This window comes from Hymenobacter sp. BT188, assembly GCF_014333585.1.
Lineage (GTDB): Bacteria > Bacteroidota > Bacteroidia > Cytophagales > Hymenobacteraceae > Hymenobacter.
The window spans coordinates 1-18,906 of sequence record NZ_JACSCW010000012.1 but is presented as its reverse complement, the minus strand read 5'-3'; the positions used below and the strand labels follow the sequence as shown (position 1 = coordinate 18,906).

11 protein-coding genes and 1 pseudogene are annotated in these 18,906 nt (G+C 52.2%); 8 read left to right on the top strand and 4 right to left on the bottom strand.

The features are described 5' to 3' along the window. Window position 1 precedes the first annotated feature (1 nt). From H8B13_RS20275 to H8B13_RS20265, 3 genes are all read right to left on the bottom strand, one after another. Window positions 2–1,489, bottom strand: a complete 1,488-nt coding sequence (locus H8B13_RS20275) for an exonuclease domain-containing protein (protein WP_187312643.1) — start codon at window positions 1,487–1,489, stop codon at window positions 2–4. A 300-nt stretch (window positions 1,490–1,789) separates the two neighbouring features. Then, on the bottom strand, window positions 1,790–2,254 hold the full coding sequence (locus H8B13_RS20270) for a ferritin-like domain-containing protein (protein WP_187312642.1): 465 nt from the start codon (window positions 2,252–2,254) through the stop codon (window positions 1,790–1,792). A 91-nt stretch (window positions 2,255–2,345) separates the two neighbouring features. Then, window positions 2,346–3,521 carry an AI-2E family transporter gene (locus tag H8B13_RS20265; protein WP_187312641.1) on the bottom strand — a complete coding sequence of 392 codons (1,176 nt, stop codon included), beginning with the start codon at window positions 3,519–3,521 and terminating at the stop codon, window positions 2,346–2,348. Window positions 3,522–3,762: 241 nt separating this feature from the next. Between H8B13_RS20265 and H8B13_RS20260 the strand changes: the two genes are divergently transcribed. Then, a complete protein-coding gene (locus H8B13_RS20260) occupies window positions 3,763–5,682 on the top strand; it encodes a DNA topoisomerase IV subunit B (protein ID WP_187312640.1) in 1,920 nt (639 codons plus the stop codon). An 85-nt stretch (window positions 5,683–5,767) separates the two neighbouring features. Here the strand turns inward: H8B13_RS20260 and H8B13_RS20255 are convergent, their stop codons facing one another. Beyond that, the gene (locus tag H8B13_RS20255; RefSeq protein WP_315985177.1) at window positions 5,768–8,242 is read right to left on the bottom strand and encodes a M1 family metallopeptidase; all 2,475 of its coding nucleotides are present in this window, start codon (window positions 8,240–8,242) and stop codon (window positions 5,768–5,770) included. Between the two features lie 829 nt (window positions 8,243–9,071). Here H8B13_RS20255 and H8B13_RS20250 point away from each other — a divergent pair. The 7 genes and pseudogenes from H8B13_RS20250 (at window position 9,072) to rplT (ending at window position 17,876) form a co-directional block, all read left to right on the top strand. Beyond that, window positions 9,072–11,798, top strand: coding sequence for a DNA gyrase/topoisomerase IV subunit A (locus H8B13_RS20250; protein ID WP_315985178.1), 2,727 nt, complete (start codon window positions 9,072–9,074; stop codon window positions 11,796–11,798). Window positions 11,799–12,130: 332 nt separating this feature from the next. Next, window positions 12,131–12,880, top strand: coding sequence for a tetratricopeptide repeat protein (locus H8B13_RS20245; protein WP_187312639.1), 750 nt, complete (start codon window positions 12,131–12,133; stop codon window positions 12,878–12,880). A 177-nt stretch (window positions 12,881–13,057) separates the two neighbouring features. Continuing rightward, window positions 13,058–14,149, top strand: a complete 1,092-nt coding sequence (locus H8B13_RS20240) for a tetratricopeptide repeat protein (RefSeq protein WP_187312638.1) — start codon at window positions 13,058–13,060, stop codon at window positions 14,147–14,149. A 188-nt stretch (window positions 14,150–14,337) separates the two neighbouring features. Beyond that, the gene (gene thrS / locus H8B13_RS20235) at window positions 14,338–16,281 is read left to right on the top strand and encodes a threonine--tRNA ligase (protein ID WP_187312637.1); all 1,944 of its coding nucleotides are present in this window, start codon (window positions 14,338–14,340) and stop codon (window positions 16,279–16,281) included. Window positions 16,282–16,468: 187 nt separating this feature from the next. Continuing rightward, window positions 16,469–17,026, top strand: a pseudogene (gene infC / locus H8B13_RS20230) (translation initiation factor IF-3); the annotation flags it as partial. A gap of 174 nt (window positions 17,027–17,200) precedes the next feature. Beyond that, window positions 17,201–17,395 carry a 50S ribosomal protein L35 gene (gene rpmI, locus H8B13_RS20225; RefSeq protein ID WP_187312636.1) on the top strand — a complete coding sequence of 65 codons (195 nt, stop codon included), beginning with the start codon at window positions 17,201–17,203 and terminating at the stop codon, window positions 17,393–17,395. A 136-nt stretch (window positions 17,396–17,531) separates the two neighbouring features. Then, window positions 17,532–17,876: a 50S ribosomal protein L20 gene (gene rplT, locus H8B13_RS20220; RefSeq protein WP_084447465.1), complete on the top strand. Its 345-nt coding sequence runs from the start codon at window positions 17,532–17,534 to the stop codon at window positions 17,874–17,876. The last annotated feature ends 1,030 nt before the right edge of the window (window positions 17,877–18,906 follow it).

Genomic DNA, 18,906 nt, shown 5'->3' with positions numbered 1-18,906 from the left:
CCTATTTAAAGATCTTGACCTTGTCTTTATGCTTGGTGCGCAGGTACTGCCGGATAATCTGCTGCACGTCCTTATTGTCGCCGTAGGGCTTGATAACGTCGCGGAAATCGGTCAGACGACGGGCGGAGAATTCGCCATCCACGTAGCCAAAGCCTAAGTAGCGGCCATTTTCAACCACCACAACCGACTTCTCATCGCCACGGCGGCCCTTGCCGATGACCACGAAGGAGCCGTGCTCGAAGGTAAAGCTCTCAATGGCTTCATCAACGCGCAGGTTGTACTCCTCCGGCGACTCCGCGCCCACGCAAGCTCCTTTGCAACGGTGAACTTGGTAGTCGAAGCAGGCGCCCTGGGTTTTGTATAGGTCGCAGAGCTTCTGGCAAAGGTTGAACTTAGAAACTTTGTGAAACAGAAAGCCTTTGGCCTTGAACTGATTAGCTAGCGCAATGAGGGGCGTAGCGGGATTATCGGCATCGGCGCGGCCGTAGTAAAGGTGCTTGTAACCCTTCTCATCCTGCCGTAAATAAATGCCAGCTGGAAAAATGGAACGCCGCTGCTGGCGGTTATAAAACGGCTTCATTCGCTTGATTTCGGCCGACTCATAGAGCAATGCCACCAGCTCGGAACCCGTCAACTCCCAGGTAATATCGGAGATGCTGTTCTTGAACTCCAGCGACTTGCGCGACTTATAATCGACGGCAAAGTGCTGCTGAATCCGCTTGTAAATATTGATGCTCTTGCCCACATAAATCACTTCGCCCTGCTCATCGTGGAAGTAGTACACGCCAGCTTCCTGGGGCAGCGTGGCTACCTTCTCAGGCGTGATGTTGGGGGGCAAAAGCGCAGTTTTGATGGCTTCCTGCACGGCCGTTACGCGCCTAGCACTAGGCTTTTTAGTGGCCGCGGTGGCTGGTCGGCCGCTGGGCGCGAGCGCATCCACCGAAGCTAGTGTGTCGGCGGCACTGATGGCGGGATTGGCAAGGGCTTCATCCTGCTGCGAAATCTTGAGCAGGCGGTCGAAAAGAATGGCGGTGGCGGCCGCATCGCCGGCGGCGCGGTGGCGGCCTTCCAGCGGAATGCCGATGTTTTGGCACAGTTTACCCAAGCTATAGCTCGGCTGACCCGGAATCAGGGAACGACTGAGCCGCACGGTGCACAGCGTTTTGCGCGAATAATTGTAGCCTAAATCAGCAAATTCCTTTTTTAGAAAAGAGTAATCGAAGCGCACGTTATGGGCCACGAATACGCAGCCTTCGGTCATCTCGACCACTTTGCGCGCTACTTCGTGAAAGCGGGGCGCGTCGCGCACCATGTCGTCGGTGATTCCAGTGAGCTGGGTAATAAAGAAAGGAATAGACCGGCCCGGATTGACCAGCGTTTCATATTGGTCTACAACCTTGTCGCCATCGTGAATGAAAATGGCCAACTCGGTAATACGGTCCTGCGTGGGCTGGCCACCGGTGGTTTCAAGGTCAATGATAGCGTACAAAGGCGGCGCAGATTTGAATTCTAATTTGGCTAATGATATTGGTAACAAAGATAAGCCCTACTAAGGTTGCAAAAAGAAATCGTAGAAAGTCAGTCGTGATAATACTCTGTTATGTAGCACCCTATGTCATGCAGAGCAGAGCGAAGCATCTCGCTCGCTCCGTTAGATTATTAATCTCACTAAACACGAGGGATGCTTCGCTCTGCTCTGCATGACGTTCTTTTATTTTTAAAGATTAACACAAAAAAGCCCCCCAGACGAATCTGGGGGGCTTTTTAATGGATTGTGAAAGCGAGCGAATTAGCGCTTCAACGAAGTAATCTGGTTCTTGGCAGCCAGGATCTCGCCGTGCTGCTTCTGAATGATTGACTTGGCTTCAACAGGCAGGCCTTCAGCTTTCAGCGCTTGCTCATAAGCTTCGAGGGCTACTTTGTCGCCAGTTTCGCACTCGCCCAGAATGGCATTATCGTCTTGGCCGGTGATGGCCGATTTAATGTTAATCCAGCCACGGTGTACGGCAGCAGCAGCATCGGCAACTACGCCTTCTATTGTATTACCAGCTTCGGTATTAATGCCAAACTGACGAGCCTGCTGCTTTAGCTCAGAGGCGAACTGGGCGCGCTGCTGGCTGAACTGGCTCAGTTGCGACTTCAATTGAGGACTGGTGGCGCCTTCGGCAGCTTCCTGGTAGCCCTTGGCGCCAGTTTCGTTGATTTCGACGAGGTCGTTGTAAGCGCGGGCAGTGTTATCGCTGATAGAGGCCATGATAAGTTTGTTTTAGGGTTAGGTCAGAGTGTGTAGCACAGCTCCGTCATGAAGCTGATCGGGAGTTTATACTATCAAATTGCCCCCTAGGTTACGAAGCGCCTCGCAGGCGCTGCCAAAGCCGCCCGAAAAAGCCCGGCTCGGCCTTCTTATCGACTATGTCGTCGCCATCGGCCACATCGCCCAGCAAAAAGCCGAACGGCTCCGTCGCCTTGGATGCGTCCAGAACTACCTTAATCACGGCTATGAGCGGAATACTCAGGATAATGCCTGGCGTACCCCACAGCTCGCCCCCCAGAATAAGGGCAATGATGGCCGCCATCGGGTTGATGCTCACTTTGGAGCCCGTAATCATGGGCGTAATGAAGTTACCCTCCAGGAATTGCACAAACACAAATACACCAATAACGCCCAACGCTTTGGCTGGCGAGCCGGTTTCGACCAGCGTAATAATGGCCGGTAAGGCTGAGCCAATCAGGATGCCGATGTAAGGGATAATGGTAAGAACCGAGGCAAAGACGGCGAAGAAAATGGCGAATTTGACTCCCAGAACTAGCAAGCCAATGGCATTCAGAATGGCTACAATCACGATAACCGTCATTAGGCCACTGATATAAGCCTGCACCACTGTCTGAATGCTATCCACGGTGTGCAGCACCGACGTACGCTTCTCAGGGCTCACAAAGCGGAACATAAACTGCCGCATATGGTCGCGGTAGTACAGAAAGCAGAACATGTAAATGGGCACCAGCGTGACGACACTCAGCACGTCAGCTGTCGTGTTCAACGTAGCGCCCAGATAACCGCCCGCGTCTTTCTTCGCGCTCTTGAGCGACGAGTCGATGAATTCGTCTTTGCTGATCGGCTCAATGCCAAAGCGCTGGCTCAGCATCTGCTGAATTTGGTCGAAATACTGCACCAGTTTCTCCTGGAGCTTAGGAAGCTCGGCCTTAAACTGCGTCATCTGAGAGCCAAAAGCGAAAATGATGGCCGCCAAGCCCACAATCACCAGCAATAGGCAAAAGAGAATAGCTAGAACCCTTGGCCAGCCCCACCGCTCAAAGCGCTGGCACAACGGCAACAGCAAAATTGAAAAGAGGGCCGCAAAGGTGATGGGCAGCAAGACGCTATCGAGCTTCCAGAGCACGAACACGAGCAGCGACAAACCAATGAGCAGGAAAGTATAGTAAATGACGGGGGGCAATTTCACCTCGGCTGGAGTCGAGTTGGGTCGGGGGCCGTTAAAATGTTTAGAGGTAGAAAGCATTAGCTAAAAAAATTAGGAAGGCAGGGAAGGAGTAAAATCAGGAATTAGGGCAGTGGGCGTTATTTTTGGAAGGAACTATGTAAGCGAAGGGCTGGTTTTATTCAAGAAATTTGCTAATATTTATGGCTAAAATCAACGCGTTGGTTCTGCCAGTAACAGTCTTGCGCCCTCCTACGGCTTACTGTTGAGAAAAGGCCAATTTTCTGCGTTATTTTACCTCAAATTTGATTACCTAGTTTATATGGCTGAAGAACAACTCCCCGTCGCTCCCCAACACGCGTACACCGAAGACAGCATCCGCTCCCTGGATTGGCGCGAGCACATCCGTTTGCGGCCCGGTATGTACATCGGTAAGCTCGGCGATGGCTCGGCCTACGACGACGGTATTTATGTGCTCGTGAAGGAAGTTATTGATAATTCCATTGACGAGCACGTGATGGGCCACGGCCGTACCATCGACATCAAAATATCCGACCAGCGCGTGCAGGTGCGCGACTACGGCCGCGGCATTCCGTTGGGCAAAGTGGTGGATGTAGTCAGCAAGATCAACACCGGCGGTAAGTACGATTCCAAGGTTTTCCAGAAGTCTGTGGGCCTGAATGGCGTGGGTACCAAGGCCGTGAACGCGCTTAGCAGCTACTTCCTGGTGCAAAGCGTGCGCGAGGGCCTGATGAAGTCGGCGGAGTTCTCGCAGGGCAAGCTGATGCAGGATCCTAAGCCCGCGAAAACCTCCCAGCGCAACGGCACCCTGATGGTGTTCCAGCCCGATGATACGGTGTTTAAGAACTACCGCTTCATTCCGGAGTATCTGGAAAACCAGATCTGGAACTACGTGTATCTGAACGCGGGCCTTACCATCAACTTCAACGGGCAGAAATATTACTCTGAAAACGGCCTGCTCGATCTGCTCTCGCGCAAAGCGGACGCGGAAAGTTTGCGCTACCCCATCATCCACCTTAAGGCCCCCGATATTGAGCTGGCGCTAACGCACGGCAACGACTATGGCGAGGAGTATTATTCCTTTGTCAATGGTCAGTACACTACCCAAGGTGGTACGCACCTGGCGGCTTTCCGTGAGGCAGTAGTCAAAACCGTGCGTGAATTTTATAAGAAGGAATACGACGCGGCCGACATTCGCGGCTCTATCATCGCGGCCATTTCGGTACGCGTGCAGGAGCCGGTATTTGAAAGCCAGACCAAAACCAAACTCGGTTCCATCAACATGGGTGAGGATGGCCCGACGGTGCGCGGCTTCATTTTGGACTTCGTCAAAGAGCACCTCGACAACTATCTGCACAAAAACCAGGCAGTAGCCGATGCCCTAAAAAGACGCATCGAGCAGAGTGAGCGGGAGCGCAAGGACATGGCCGGCGTGAAAAAACTAGCCAACCAACGCGCTAAAAAAGCCAACCTGCACAACCGCAAGCTACGCGACTGCCGCTTCCACTTCGGAGAAGGCAAGCAGGAAGCCGAAGCCCTCACCACGCTCTTCATCACCGAGGGAGACTCAGCGTCGGGCTCCATCACCAAAAGCCGCAACGTAGAAACGGAGGCTGTATTCAGCTTGCGCGGTAAGCCACTGAACTGCTTCGGACTGAAGAAGAAAATCGTGTACGAGAATGAGGAGCTGAACCTACTTCAGCACGCACTGAACATTGAAGAAGGTATTGAACACCTGCGCTACAACCGCGTGGTAATTGCCACCGACGCCGACGTGGATGGCATGCACATTCGCTTGCTGCTGCTCACTTTCTTCTTGCAGTTCTTCCCCGACCTGGTACGCAACAACCACGTTTTCATCCTGGAAACGCCGCTATTCCGCGTCCGCAACAAGAAAACGACCATCTATTGCTACAACGAGCAGGAAAAGCAGGACGCCATGCGCAAACTGGGCCGCAACCCGGAAGTAACCCGCTTCAAAGGTCTCGGCGAAATCAGCCCCGATGAGTTCGGTAAGTTCATTGGCGACAACATCAAGCTGGAGCCCGTCATTTTGCAGTCTGACCGTTCTATTCAGCAGGTATTGACTTACTATATGGGCAAGAATACGCCCGCCCGGCAAGAGTTTATCATCGACAACCTACGTCAGGAAAAAGATCTGATAACGTCCGATGTGCTGCCAGTTGAGGAAGTAGCTGAGGAAGATATGGCGTTCGCGTAGCGCAAACAGCAGCTTATACATTACAAAAAAGCCCCCAGATCAAATCTAGGGGGCTTTTTTATGAAAAGTTAGCTCGTAACCAACGCTACTCAGCGTCCTGGATTTCTTTTACCGCTGCATCTACCAACGTTTTGGCTTGGGTCGCGGTAGGACGTGCGGCTTGTTGCTGCTCTATTTGGCGCAGCCCACCTATGATGGGTTCAGCTACGCCGTAGGCTTTAAACTTCACGGCCAGATCCTTCATGCGCTTAATGCCTTCAGTCAGCGCCGCGGGGTCTTCCAAGCGACCAAGCATCGGTACAATGCCGGTCAGCATATCGAAGCGCCCGTTTGGTTCGGCCGCATCGTACTTGCTCAATACCAGGGGCCACTGGGCTGGTCCGCCTGCTTGGCCATACACGCTTACCAGAGCCACTGTTAACGCCCCTTTATTGTCGGCCTCAAAGGCGGTAGCGCGGGCTAACGCCTGCTTCTGCTGAAGTGGGAGCAAGGCTTGCAGCGCCGCCCCCTGCACCCGGTACGATTTGCTGTCGAGCGCTTTCGTAAAGAGCTTAGCGTAGCGCTTTTCCTCCAGCGTGCCGAGCGCCGTTAGCGCTGCCGCCTGCACCTGCACCGATGAATCCTTAGCGGCCAGTTTGGCGAGGAAAGGTGCAGCCAACCGGCGCTGGGGAGCATTTTTGAGGTCAAGAGCCTGAACGGCCATCTCTCGCAAAGCGGCAGATTTATCGCTGAGGCCAGCCACCAGAATTTTTTGGGCTAGCGGGTTGGTTGGTTTGGCTTGAGCAGCGGCCAGGGATTCGCGCCGGTCGAGGTAGTGCGGGGCGTAGCGGTATTGGTAGGCGTATTCGGCCAGTGATTTATTGTCCTGTTTCTGCCACACCAGCACTTTTGCAGCGTCCACGTTCACTAACTCCGGTTTGGTAGCGGCCGGAAAGTAGAGCGTATCTACGGCCTTGCGTAGAGTAGCGGGGTAGCGTTGGGCTTTGCCATTCGTGTAAATATCAACCAGCAGCGGCAGCATAAAAAGCCCCCCAGCCTGGGTTTGGTGCACTACCACAGCCTGGCGCTTGCGGGCCGCATCCCACTGGTAGTCAATGGTAACAACGGGGTGGCCGGCGCCGTAATACCATTGATTGAAAAACCAGTTCAAGTCCTGGCCTGATACATCCTCGAGGGCCAGGCGCAACTGGTGCGGCTCGCCCGTTCCGAAGGCATTCTGTTTTAGATAAAGCTGCAAGCCCCGGAAGAATACTTCCTCGCCCAAATGGGAGCGCAGCATGTTCAGAATGCTGCCGCCTTTCTCGTAAGTCACGCCATCAAACATGTCCTCCTTATCGGCATACTGAAAGCGCACCAGCGGCTTCTCGTAGTTGTAAGACGTGCGCAGGTAGTTCCGTAAACTGCGGTCAGCCTGGGCGGCGCCGGCATCGGGGCCATATTTGTGTTCGGCCCAGAGTATTTCACAAAAGTTGGCAAACGACTCGTTCATGGTCAGGTTACTCCAGCTTTCGGCCGTCACATAGTCGCCAAACCAATGGTGGAAGATTTCGTGGGCAATTTCGCGCTCCACGCCGGCGTATTCCCAGTCCAGCAGCTCGCGGGCGGTGCCCTGGGCTTGTTCGCCAAACAAAGAAGCCGTCGTGTTTTCCATGGCCCCACTTACGTAGTCGCGGGCTACTATCTGGGCGTATTTATTCCACGGAAACTCCACGCCGAGGCGCTGGGAAAAGAACTCCAGCATCTGCGGCGTTTTGCCAAATATGGCGCGGGCCTGGTCTGAGTACTTGGGCTCGAGGTAGTAGCTCACTTCCTTGCCCCGCCACGTGTCCTTCGTGATGAGGAAGTCGCCGACGGCCAACATAAACAGGTAAGGCGCGTGCGGCTGCTCCATCTTCCAGGTGTCCGTGCGCAAGCCCGCGCCGGCTGGCTTTTGGTTTACTAAGGCTCCGTTGCTCAGCGTGACGTACTTGCTAGGTACGGTCAGGCTGATTTCGGAGGTCGTTTTTTGATCTGGCCTATCGATGGTCGGAAACCACACCGACGAGCCTTCCGTCTCGCCCTGGGTCCAGATCTGCACGGGCTTGCCGGCCACGGCGCTGTCGGGGTTGATAAAGTACAGGCCCTTTGCTTCCGCAATGGCAGCGCTGCCCTTCACGTTGGCCTCGTCGGGTTTGGCCGTGTATTCGATATAAATGGTGTAAGCAGTGCTGGGGGGCATTTCTTTGCCCAGATTCACGCGCAGGTTCCGCTGATCGATATACGTGTACTTCAGCGGCTGCATCGAGGTGCCGTTTACCAAAGCCACCGCCTTGATGTCCATACCTTTTGCGTCTAAACGCAGTGAATCGGTAGGGTAGGCGTGGGGCTTGAGCGTCAGCCATTCCTTGCCGTAAGCGTAGCGTTTGGCGTAGTCAAACTGTAAGTAGAGCTTGGTATGGACCAGATTATTCACTCGGCGCTCCGTAGCGCGGCAACTGCTTGCGGCAGGTTGCTGAGCACTAGTAGAAGTAATAATGGCCAAGGTTAGCAGGCCCGGCAGGAAGTTGTGGAGGAGACGCACAGAGGGAGTAAGATACAGAGGTGAGGGCTGAGGCAAAGGCATTTCTTCCATAAGGAAACGTATTTGTAAATGACGCGTTTCTCAGCGCTTTAACAGCCAGATGCTGACTATACTAACGGGGTTGTCTCCCAGAAGCAACAATTTGCTTCCAGCGCAGAAAATTGCTCGTTCTTCTTACTTAAGAGTGCGAACGGTGGACTTTAAACCATTCGTGTAACTAAGATTAATTATCAAATGTATTCTATGTTTGGCTAAAGATGTTAGTATATGTTGCTCTATCTACTAAGTGTTTAGAAGTGATAAAACCGGTTATATGCTACATAAAGTTGGGTTTACGCTTGTGTTTAGCTAATATTATTGGGAACTTTATGGACGTGACTTGCATTACAAATATTGCGTTCTGCGCAGCTAACGGTACTTTTGATACGCAAGCTCAAAGTGCAACAAGCCAGGGCACTGCTCATTTTCTTTGTAGCTTTTACTCAAACTCCATGAGTTGATCCTTGCATTTTTTGCCTGTTGTCTATTTTCAGGCGTCTTTAGTGAAAAGCCTTTCAGCCCTGCGGTTGAAAGAGAGGTACAAGAACATTAACCGTGGCAAGCGCCACACCCCACTGTGTCAGAAGAGAAGAACCCCCACGACCCGAACCAGGAAGAGCAGCCGAATCTATTTGGTGCCGGCGACTCCTTTGAGTTTGGGTCTGCCTCGGCCGCGCCCGAGGATGCTGATGCCGCATCGGAAAAGGCGGAATTTGTAGTGAGTGCCTCCGGCGAACTGCTGCTGTCTGAGTCGTCCGAGGATGTGCACGTCACGACCGAGCCTACGCCGGTGACGGAAGAAACGGAGGAGGAGCCCAAGTTTGCCCCCGGTGAAACCATTCACGACGTGGCCACGGTGGCCGGTATGTATCAGAACTGGTTTTTGGACTATGCCTCCTACGTGATTCTGGAGCGTGCCGTGCCGGCTATTGAAGATGGCTTGAAGCCCGTGCAGCGCCGCATCTTGCACGCCATGAAGGAGATGGACGATGGTCGCTTTAATAAAGTAGCCAACGTCATTGGGCAAACCATGCAGTATCACCCTCATGGTGACGCTTCTATCGGCGACGCGATGGTGAATCTGGGGCAGAAAGACTTGCTGATCGAAACCCAGGGTAACTGGGGCGACATTCGCACTGGCGACGGAGCTGCCGCGCCGCGTTATATCGAGGCCCGCCTGTCCAAGTTTGCGCTCGATGTGGTGTTCAATCCTGACATCACCGACTGGCAGATGAGCTACGACGGCCGCAAGCGCGAGCCGACCACGCTGCCCGTCAAGTTTCCATTGCTGCTGGCTCAGGGCGTAGAAGGTATTGCTGTAGGCTTGAGCACTAAGATTATGCCGCACAACTTCCGCGAGTTGTGCAAGGCCAGCATCGACGTGCTGCGGGGCCGCGATATTCAACTGTTCCCTGATTTTCCGACTGGGGGGCTTTGTGACATCACCAACTATAACTCGGGGCAGCGGGGGGCAAAAATTCGCCTGCGCGCCACCATCGAGAAGGCCGACAAAACCATGCTGGTCATTCGCGATATTCCCTACGGCACCACCACCACGGCGCTGATGGAAAGCATCGTGAAGGCATCGGAGGCCAATAAAATTAAGATCAAAAAGGTAGTCGATAACACCGCCGCCGAAGTCGAAATTCAGGTACACCTACCCACCGGTGTGTCGCCCGACCTCACCATGGACGCGCTGTACGCCTTCACGGACTGCGAAATCTCGATCTCGCCCAATACGTGCGTTATCATCGAGGACAAGCCGCGCTTTGTGGGCGTGGAGGACATGCTGCGGCTAAGCACCCAGAAAACGGTGCGACTGCTAGAGCGTGAGCTCGAAATTCGGCAGGATGAGCTGCACGAAAAGTGGCATTCGGCTTCACTGGAGAAGATATTCATCGAGAATCGCATCTATCGCAAGATTGAGGAATGCGAAACTTGGGATGAGATTCTGGAAACCATAGACGCAGGCCTGAAGAAGTTTGTGCGCGTGGAAGGGGAGAAGCAGAAGGCCAACGACACGCGCATCGTCCTGCGCCGCGCCATCACCCAAGATGACCTCACGCGCCTGACCGAAATTCGTATCAAGCGCATCTCGAAGTTCGACGGTTTCAAGGCCGACGAATACATCCAAAAGCTAGAAACTGAGCTTGCCGAAGTAGCCGACCATCTAGCCAACATCACTCGCTACGCAATCAGCTATTTTGATGGCTTGCTGAAAAAATACGGCACTGGTCGGGAGCGCAAAACCCAGCTCCGCACTTTCGACGTGGTAACAGCCCAGAAGGTGGCGGTCGCTAACCAGAAGCTTTATGTAAACCGTCAGGACGGTTTTGTAGGCTTCGGCCTGAAAAAGGATGAGTTCGTTTGCGACTGCTCCGACCTGGATGACATTATTGCCATTCGTCGGGACGGCTCGTTCATGGTCACGCGCATCGCGGAGAAAACCTTCGTTGGCAAGGACATTCTGCACGTGGGCGTGTATAACAAGAACGACGACCGCCTGGTGTACAACATGATGTATCAGGATGGTCCGTCGGGCGTGACGTATGCTAAGCGCTTCTTGGTGACGGGCATCACCCGCGACAAAACCTATGATCTGACCAAGGGGGGGAAAAACTCCAAGGTGCTGTATCTGACCGCTAACCCGAACTCCGAGTCGGAAATTGTGAGCGTGCAGCTGACCGATAAAGCGCCGGCACGGGTGAAGCAATTCGAGTTTGACTTTGCGGAGCTAGCCATAAAAGGCAAAGGCTCACAAGGCAACATCGTAACAAAGCAGCCCATCAAGCGGATCAAGCAGGAAGCCCTCGGCGACTCGACTTTGGGTGGCCGCGAGATGTTCTTTGACTCAGTAGTGGGCCGCCTTAACACGGCTGGACACGGCCGCTACCTGGGCACCTTCGACACGGATAATACGGTGCTGGTGGTGTACAAGGACGGCAGCTACGAGTTGAAGTCGCCTGATACGGCTCATCACTTTGATGTGCCCAACATTGTGCTGCTGCGCAAGTTGGAGCCCGACACGGTGCTGAGCACCGTGTATGTGGAAGGGGAGACGAAAGTGCATTACGTCAAGCGGTTCAAGATCGAAACCAGCACACTGGAAAAGCGATTCTCCTTTATTTCTGAAAGCAAAAACTCAAAGCTGCTAGTTGTGACGGCTAATCCGGAGCCACTGGTGGAGATGAAGATTCAGCGCGACAAGAAAGCCGACCGCGAAACCGAGAAGCTGCCGCTGCACACGTTTATTGATGTGAAAGGGTGGAAGGCCGCCGGCAATAAGCTTGCTTACTATAAGATTCACTCCCTGGCTTTGCTCACCGACGAAGGCCCGGAGCCGGAGCGCCGGGCGGCCGCCAAAAAGCGTGGTCCGGCCACCATTCCACGGCCCGCTGCGCCAGAGCCCGTAGCGCCGCTGCCCGAACTGACTGGCCCGGTAGAAGTGACCAGCGAGGATGTGGAGCGGGCTCAAGCTGTACTACGGCGCCCTAAGTCACAGCTTAAGTTGTTTTAAAAGGCCAAAAAAGCCCCCCAGAAAGCATCTGGGGGGCTTTTTTAGAATCAACATACAAACTCTGCCCCAAAGGAACAGCACACGCGGCTTTTGTGGTTTGCCAGGTGTAACGATGAATGATTAAGTTTCGGTTTCCAAGCGTTTGCGGAAAGCACCCTTGAGCTTTCCATGGCTGGCAACTCATTTATTGCGACCCAATTCAATTTCGCTACTACCGCTCCAAGTTTCATTGCTGCGCCTGCTGCCAAGCCACTTTCTAGCCTATGTTTTCGCCCCGTATTTTCAGGCTAATCATACTGCTGGGATTGCTCATGTCAAGCGAGCTAGAGATCATGGCTGCCACAATTTCCTCCCCAGACATTGGAAAGCTGTTGGCCGAAGCGCGACTTCTCCAGCGCAAATACCTCGATTCGGAAGCATTAGCGAAATACGAGCAAGTGCTCGACGAGGACGCCAAGAACTACGAAGCGCTCTGGCAGGCTGCAGTGCTCAGCGTGCGCATCGGCACACGCTATACCGACGAAACGCGACGGTCGGCTTATTTCACGTCGGCGGGGCAATATGCTTATCGGGCTTTTGTAGCCAAATCGGATGGGGGAGAGGCCAACTACGCCGTGGCCCTATCTTTAGCCAACCAAGCTACGCTGCTGCGCGCTCGGGGCCGGTTGCTGATGTACAAAGAAATGCAGCCCTACGTGTTTCGGGCCGTAGCGCGCCGCCCCGACTGGGCCGATACTTGGCAATTGCTTGGGCGCTGGCATTATCGTGTTGATCATTACAATGTATTGGAGCGGGTTTATAGTGAGCTGATTCTGGGCGGAATGCCCGGCGGTGCCAGTAGCACTAAAGCGGTCGATGCCCTCAAACGGGCCCATGAGCTAGACCCGAAGCGCATACAGTTCTGCTACGACCTTGCCCGTGTCTATCAGAATCAGCGCCAGTTTGATGAAGCCATCACGGTGCTGGTCGATTCGCAGAAGCTGGAGCCTGTAACGGGTGAAGAGTTGGAGGTAAGTCGGCGCTGTCGGAACCTGTTGCAGCAATTGGCGCGGAAGAAACGCGGCCGCAATGAGGTCGAATAAGCTTCTTCGGTCCTGCGGCAGGCGGTATCGTTATTGGCTTTGAGGTTATCTTTGCAGAGGGATGAGTCGTGGCTTCGGTGAATAGTTTTGATTGATTTCCTTTAGCTCGTCGCGGCAATTCTGTATTTCTTACTAAGGTTAGTACTTACCGTGGCTTTTATTCGCCGTTTTCTGCCTTTGCTTTTCAGCGTCGCTGCTATTTCCGCCTGCGACCAGGCACCTACTGGCCCACCGGCCACGATGGTGAACCTGGCCACGGTGCAAAGCGGGCCTCAACTGCAAGCAGAAACGTTGGAAGGCGCCATTGCCCGCCAACCCCGCAAAGCGTCGCTATACGCACGCCGCGCTACATTTCGCCTTGATGCTGGTCAGATTGGCCCTGCACTAGCTGACATCGATCAGGCCTTAAAGCTTGACGATGAACCCGGCGAATTCTATTTCATTAAAGCCCGCGCCCTACGCGCGCAGAACCGGCTCGAAGCTACATTAGCTGCTGCGGCTGAAGCTTCCAAGCGCGGGTTTTCTTCTCCTGAACTGAACTTGCTGGTAGGTGAAACCCACTTGGCTGCCCGCCGCCACCAAGCAGCCCTTGATCATCTTGATCGAGCCTTGCAGCAGGAGCCGGAGCTAGCCGCCGCGCTTTTCTACAAAGGCTTAGCCCACGCCGCACTCGCTGATACCGCTCAGGCGCTGGATTACCTGCGCGCTAGCTTAGCCCGCGACCCTCGCCAACCCGAAATTCTACATCAGTTAGCTTTCTTGTCGAATGCAAACCGGCGCCCGGCCGCCGCTGCGGTATACGCTACGCGTGGCCTTCGCCTAGCACCTACGCACGGTCCGCTTTGGTACGACTACGGACGACAGCACGAGCTGCAAAACCGGCCCGATAGCGCCCTCCATGCATACACTCGCGCAGTAGCGCTGGATACCACGCTTTACCGCGCTGATTATCGTCTGGGCTTGGCAGCTTTCAAAAAGCGTCGCTACGCGGAAGCTTTACCCCATTTACAGCGTGCCTTGCGCCGGGCCTCCCGCCTGCCCGGCGGACGTCAAATGGTAGCTGAAAGCTTGGAAGCTATGGGCCGCATTACAGAGGCAGTTGCTCAGTATCGTATTCTGGTCACCGAAAATCCAGGCAATAAACACTGGACTTACCGCGCCTGGAAAGCGGGAGAACGCGCACGGCAGTTACGCGGAGATACTATGCGTCGCCCTGTTCGTCAGGCAATAGCTCCTTTGGTTGAGCGTTCCCTGCCTACACTGCGCTAAGCAAGCCTGGGGGGCTTTTTTGGCCTGTTTTCGGGTAAGTAAGACTTGTCTTTAACTGTGCTGGTAAATATTAGTGCAGCTATTGTCCCAGAGATTTGGAGAGGTTACTCCAATAAATGCCCCCCACATTTGTCTTAACCAGCTAACTTGCGGGCTAACGCTATTTGTAGAGCATTTTTTTCTAACCAATGATTAACATCACTCTTCCCGATGGCTCCGTGCGCCAGTTTGTAGATGGCGCGACGGGCTACGACGTAGCCGCTAGTATTAGCGAAGGTCTGGCTCGCAACGCTTTAGGCGTGCGCGTAAATGGCGAGGTTCGCGACCTACATCGCCCCATCATGCAGAATTCTGCTATCGAAATTCTAACCTGGAATGACAATGCAGGCAAGAATACGTTCTGGCATTCGTCGGCCCACTTGATGGCTGAGGCTTTGGAGGCATTATATCCAGGCGTAAAGCTTGGTATCGGCCCAGCTATCGAGAATGGCTTCTATTACGATATCGACTTGGGCGAAGGCCGGACTATATCAACTAACGACTTTCCCCAGATTGAGCAGAAAATGCTGGAGCTGGCCCGAAAGAAAAGCCAGTATGAGCGCCGTGAAGTGCCTAAAGCGGAAGCTATAGCCTATTTCACTGAGAAAGGTGACCCCTACAAGCTCGACTTATTAGAGCGCTTGGAAGATGGCACTATCAGCTTTTATACCCAAGGTGATTTCACTGACCTTTGCCGTGGACCGCATATTCCTGACACAAGTCCTATTAAGGCAGTGAAACTCCTGAATGTGGCCGGAGCCTTCTGGCGTGGCGACGAAAAGAATAAGCAGCTTACTCGTGTTTACGGCATCACTTTTCCTAAACAGAAAGAGCTGACCGAATACCTCGAGCGCCTAGAGGAAGCTAAGCGCCGCGACCACCGGAAGCTGGGCAAGGAATTGGAGCTGTTTGCATTCTCTGAGAAAGTAGGAGCAGGGCTACCGTTGTGGTTGCCGAAAGGAACAGCCCTGCGTGAGCGCCTTGAGCAGTTTATGCGCCGTGCCCAGGTGAAGGCTGGCTATCTGCCTGTGGTGACCCCCCATATCGGCTCAAAAGAGCTTTATGTAACGTCGGGTCACTATGAGAAATATGGTGCAGATTCTTTTCAACCCATCAAGACGCCTAATCCCGGTGAGGAGTTTTTCCTCAAGCCGATGAATTGCCCGCACCATTGCGAAATCTACAAAACCAAGCCTCGCTCATACCGCGATTTGCCCCTACGCCTTGCGGAGTTTGGAACGGTGTATCGCTACGAGCAAAGTGGTGAATTGCATGGCCTTACTCGCGTACGTGGGTTTACGCAGGATGATGCGCATATCTTCTGCCGGCCAGATCAGGTAAAGGAAGAGTTTATCAAGGTGATAGATCTGGTGCTGTATGTGTTCCGGGCGCTTGGCTTTGAGAATTATACGGCCCAAATATCTCTTCGTGATCCTGAAAACAAAGCGAAGTATATCGGCTCCGACGAAAATTGGGCCTTGGCGGAAAGTGCTATCCAGGAGGCTGCGGCCGAGAAAGGGTTGCCTACGATCACAGAGTTAGGCGAAGCCGCGTTCTACGGTCCTAAGCTCGACTTCATGGTACGTGACGCACTAGGCCGTAAGTGGCAGCTAGGTACCATTCAGGTTGATTACAATTTGCCTGAGCGCTTCGAACTCGAATACGTCGCCCCTGATAACTCCCGCCAACGACCCGTAATGATACATCGTGCGCCCTTTGGGTCGCTGGAGCGCTTCGTTGCGGTGCTTATTGAGCATTGCGCCGGCAATTTTCCGTTGTGGCTCTCGCCTGAGCAATTCGCTGTATTACCTATTTCCGAAAAATATCAAGATTATGCGCAGCATGTCTATGACCGTTTAGTACAAGCCGAAATGCGTGGTTCGTTAGATAGTCGCGACGAGAAAATAGGCCGTAAAATCCGCGATGCCGAAATGTCTAAGGTGCCTTATATGCTCATTGTAGGGGAGAAGGAGCAGGAAAATGGAATTGTTTCGCTCCGTAAGCACGGAGAAGGCGATTTGGGAAGCATGCCAATAGAAGCTTTCATTCGCAGTTTTAATAGCCAAGTAACTGAGATGCTATTAGGTAATTAACTCGCTTACATAAAGACATGTCCATCATAGCAAATGCTGTAATGGGCATGTTTTTGTATAGTCACTTTTTTAGATCCAAAAAATAAGCGGATATTTGCCCGCTGATTGAAACTCATCACGGCTCACTGTGTTGGGTTAAATAGCATCTAAAGATTATTCGCTCACCTTTCAGAAGGAGGACCAACTCATAGCAACCCCAAATCGCCGCTACATCCCCCGTGCTCAGGTGGAGGAGCCGTTCAAAATCAACCAGAAGATTACGGCCCGCGAAGTGCGCCTGGTCGGTGAAAACATCGAGCAAGGTGTTTATCCAATTGAGCAGGCCCGTCGTTTAGCTCAAGAACAAAACTTAGACTTAGTTGAAATTTCGCCTACGGCCGTGCCGCCTGTGTGCCGAGTTATCGACTACTCTAAGTTTAAGTATGAGCAGAAGAAGCGCACCCGCGAAATGAAAGCCAAAGCCACGAAAGTGGTACTAAAGGAAATTCGTTTTGGTCCCAACACCGACGAACATGACTTTGCTTTCAAACTGAAGCATGCGCAGGAATTCCTGCGAGAGGGGGCCAAGATTAAAGCTTATGTGCACTTTGTAGGCCGCTCAATTGTGTTCAAGGAACGCGGTGAGATCTTGTTGCTCAAGTTTGCCCAAGCCCTTGAAGATTTAGCTAAAGTTGAACAGTTGCCCAAATTAGAGGGCAAGCGCATGTTCCTATATCTGGCTCCTAAGGTAGCCGTAGTTGCCAAACCTAAAGCACCCGCCATTAAAGAAGGAGGGAAGGAAGGTAAGGAACTCGCACCCAAAGAGCCTAAAGAAGTTAAGGCCAAAGAAGAACAGGCTTAGAGGTAGTTGTTCACTGCTTAGGCATTGAATTAATTAGCTTATTTAACAAGCATTTCCTTTTTCTCAATTCATACCACAATGCCAAAAGTAAAGACGAAATCCGGTGCTAAGAAGCGTTTTACGCTCACCGGAACGGGCAAGGTGAAGCGGAAGCACGCCTTCAAAAGCCACATTCTCACCAAGAAGACTACCAAGCAAAAGCGTAACCTAACGCACGTTACGCTTGTTAGCTCTGCCGATATGAATCGGGTGAAGGATATGCTGAATATCTAAGAATATTTGAGTCGCTGTTAATTTAATAGCAGTTTCGATTCAATTACCATTTGAAGATTCAGTATCTCAATAATTTTCCACCAGGCACCCGGTTTGCAAGACAAGAATTGTCACCGGTCGCCAAAAAAAATAGGTTATGCCAAGAAGTGTGAATAACGTGGCTTCCCGCCACCGCCGCAAAAAGGTAATGAAGCTTGCAAAAGGCTATTTCGGCCGCCGCAAGAATGTTTGGACCGTCGCAAAAAATGCTGTTGAGAAAGGCTTATTATATGCCTACCGCGACCGCAAAACTAAGAAGCGCGAGTTTCGTGCTTTATGGATTCAGCGTATTAACGCAGGTGCCCGTGAGCACGGATTATCGTATTCGCAATTTATGGGTGGTCTGAAAAAAGCAGGCATTGATTTGAATCGTAAAGTATTGGCTGATTTAGCTTTGAATCACCCAACCGCTTTCCAAGGTATCATTGAAAAGATCAAGTAAAATTCTCACAAATAAACAAAAAACGCTCACCTTACATTGGTGAGCGTTTTTTGTTTGTTCACTATTTAATAACTCTCATTTATATTTAAATACAAGAGGACATTCTTTATGATATTAAGACTATATGAATGATTAGATATATAAGGCCTGTACAGAGTAGTCACCTAAATAAATTCTTATACTCTTCTATGTATGTAATAAGATGCCTAAATCCACATCACGCTTAAATTAATTAAAGTGAGATTATGATATAGTAACCCCATATTTAAATTAATTATTTTAATACTATAATATTCAAGCATTCACAAATTAATGATTTATAAGTAGGCAACAGAGATGTCATCCTACAATGTGAAACAGTAAAGTAAATAGAAGAAATGTGTTAATAGCTACGCACAAAGTAAGGTTGTTGCAGTATGAACAAAGGCCAGAGAACGCGCCTTCAAATTGTCATACCGAGGGCTTAAGCGACGAAATTGCTTAAGGCAACTGCTAGACACTCAACTGGGTGCCACTAGGGGTAGTGAACAGCATAATAGGAGGGGAATGATAGCTGGTATTAGGGCTTACAGGGCACAAGCCAACTGTGGCGTCGGCCACACCACGTGTGGCGCAGCTTGATGGTCAAGCCGCTGCGGCTGTTTATGTTACGGCCCATTTTTACGGGCTCAGCTGACATACTTCTATGCCTACACTGAGGTCGAATGCATCACCAATTACTGCAGTGCACAGGCAAGGACTGCCAGTAGCATTGTACCTTTTCTCCACTAACAGTAGTTATCCTAAACTGAAAATCTTTGGTGTCGCGGTTAGTAGTAGTGCGATAACTCTTCACGGCGTATCTGTAATCATACAAGTTATTTTGAGACACTTGTGGTCAAAACGTACGCTTCATTACTGGCCACATTGATGCTATACGAGTGAAACTTTATTCCTCATTCACACTCTAGGCAGTTATAAACGCGAACAGCCCCCCGCATCCGGGGAGGGACGCTGGGGGGCTGCGGTTGTAGTAAGGTTGGCGGCGACC

What these genes read in the sequence shown, in the direction of transcription:
- H8B13_RS20270 (WP_187312642.1), bottom strand. Translation starts at nt 2,254, where the DNA reads ATGGCCTCTATCAGCGATAACACTGCCCGCGCTTACAACGACCTCGTC.
- H8B13_RS20265 (WP_187312641.1), bottom strand. Translation starts at nt 3,521, where the DNA reads ATGCTTTCTACCTCTAAACATTTTAACGGCCCCCGACCCAACTCGACT.
- H8B13_RS20260 (WP_187312640.1), top strand. Translation starts at nt 3,763, where the DNA reads ATGGCTGAAGAACAACTCCCCGTCGCTCCCCAACACGCGTACACCGAA.
- H8B13_RS20245 (WP_187312639.1), top strand. Translation starts at nt 12,131, where the DNA reads ATGGCTGCCACAATTTCCTCCCCAGACATTGGAAAGCTGTTGGCCGAA.
- thrS (WP_187312637.1), top strand. Translation starts at nt 14,338, where the DNA reads ATGATTAACATCACTCTTCCCGATGGCTCCGTGCGCCAGTTTGTAGAT.
- rpmI (WP_187312636.1), top strand. Translation starts at nt 17,201, where the DNA reads ATGCCAAAAGTAAAGACGAAATCCGGTGCTAAGAAGCGTTTTACGCTC.
- rplT (WP_084447465.1), top strand. Translation starts at nt 17,532, where the DNA reads ATGCCAAGAAGTGTGAATAACGTGGCTTCCCGCCACCGCCGCAAAAAG.